Origin of the sequence: Streptomyces sp. ADI96-02 (genome assembly GCF_003846185.1) — a bacterium.
GTDB lineage: Bacteria > Actinomycetota > Actinomycetes > Streptomycetales > Streptomycetaceae > Streptomyces.
Window position 1 is genome coordinate 2,565,548 of sequence record NZ_ML123034.1, and the last position, 1,881, is coordinate 2,567,428.

Here is a 1,881-nt window from a genome sequence, read left to right on the forward strand (position 1 = left end):
GACCGGGCACGTTCGCCTCGGGCGGCGAACGTGCCCGGTGGGCACCGCGTACGGGACGGAACGCGGCGGCGGCCGGAGGTGTGCGTCAGACGTCGGCGATGCGGTCGGTGTAGTCGGGCAGGGTCAGGCTCGTGTATATGGAGCTGCGCTCTCCGGCGAGGGCGGTGGGGTCGTTCAGGGCGTGGTTGCGTGCGTCGAGCATGGCCTGGCTGCCGGGGATCAGGGCCGTGCCTCCCTCGCCGGCGGTGGCCTGGTTCTCTTCGATGAAGGGGCGTGCCGTGCGTTCGTAGAAGGCGAACGCGGCGGTGTGATCGGCGTTCCGGGCCAGTTCGCCGGCCAGGATGTAGGCCCCGACGAGGGAGACGCTGGAGCCCTGGCCGGACAGGAACGAGGTGGCGAAGGCGGCGTCGCCGACGAGGGCGACCCGGCCGCGCGACCAGGTGGGCATGCGGGTCTGGCACACGGCGTCGAAGAAGAGGTCGTCGGCGGAGCGCATGGCGTCGATCAGGTACGGGATGTGCCAGGCGGTTTCGGGGTAGTTGGCGGCGACCAGTTCGCGCTGCGCTGCGGGCGTGGGGTGGGTGGCGAAGGGCATGTCCTTGTGCCGGAAGGCGAGGAAGCCGTGCGCCGATTCATCGGGTTCGTGGGCGTAGAGCGCCGCGACCTTGCCGGGAACGTTCCAGATGAGTCCCTCGTGGGCCAGGTCGAAGCGGTTCGGAACGGTGAAGACGGCGACGACGTGGCCGAGGTAGCTCAGGTACGGCTCCTCGGGGCCGAAGGCCAGCCCTCGGGTGTTGGAGTGCAGCCCGTCCGCGCCGATGACCAGGTCGAAGGTGCGGCTGTCGCCACCGTCGAAGGAGACGTCGACCCGGTCGCCCCGATCTTCCAGGGTGGCGATGGAGTCCCCGAAGCGAAAGTCGACGCGGTCGCGGCACACGTCGTAGAGGGCGTCCGCGAGGTCGCCGCGTCGAACCTCGATGTCTGCTCCCGGGTCGCCTCCGGCGATGGCCTCCGGGCTCACCGACTTGATGAGCGCCCCGTCCGGGTTCACGAAAGTGAGTTTCTGGGTGTCGACATGCTTCTCGCGCAGGCGCGGAAGCAGGCCCATGCGGTCGACGACGCCGAGGGCCGTCCCGCGGATGTCGATGGCGTAGCCGCCGCCGCGGATCGCGGACGCCTTCTCGACGACGGTCACCTCGAATCCGTAGCGGCTGAGCCAGTAGGCCAGGGCGGGGCCGGCGATGCTGGCACCCGAGATGAGCACCCTCCGGTTGGCGGTGCGGGTCATGATTCCTCCCAGCTAGTTACCTACTTCAGGTAATTAAAATGACCCGAAGCGGGATCGCGATACGGTGGATCACGTCGACGGTATAGTTACCTGTGGCAGGTAAGCAAATGGAGGCACTGTGCACGCGGACGCGCCGGACGGCCACCCCACCGCCCCGCCCGGAGAGCAGGCTCTAGCAGCCCTGCCTCGCATCGCACACCTCGGCAACGCCCTGGCCAAGGGGCGCGTCGTCGAACAGGCCGCCGAGACGGCGGGCCTGAGCAAGGACCGCCCAGCGATCACCGTCCTCCTGGCCCTGGGCGGCTCGGACGGCCCCCTGCGCGTCGGCGAGATCGCCGACCGCGTCCAACTGGCCGGGCCGCACGTCACCCGCCAGGTGCAGGCCCTGGAGCGGCGCGGCCTGGTACGGCGCATCGACGACCCGCACGACAAACGCGCCCGCCTGATCGAGGCCACCGCCCGAGGACGCGAGGCCACCGACCGCTACACCGCCTCCATGATCGGCTGGTTCACCGAGACCATCAGCCACTGGCCCGAGCAGGACCGCGCAGACCTCGGCCGACTGCTGACGCGGCTCGCCGACGACGTCCTCA

General features: G+C 70.0%; 2 protein-coding genes. One reads left to right on the forward strand and one right to left on the reverse strand.

The genetic code is table 11. The annotated features are described in order from the left end of the window. Positions 1 to 85: 85 nt before the first annotated feature. Positions 86 to 1,288 carry an FAD-dependent monooxygenase gene (locus EES43_RS11070; protein WP_124268577.1) on the reverse strand — a complete coding sequence of 401 codons (1,203 nt, stop codon included), beginning with the start codon at positions 1,286 to 1,288 and terminating at the stop codon, positions 86 to 88. A gap of 118 nt (positions 1,289 to 1,406) precedes the next feature. On the opposite strand from EES43_RS11070, the gene EES43_RS11075 reads away from it, so the two are divergent. Next, positions 1,407 to 1,881, forward strand: a 475-nt coding sequence (locus tag EES43_RS11075) for a MarR family winged helix-turn-helix transcriptional regulator (protein WP_164493154.1), incomplete at its 3' end; no start/stop codon positions are given.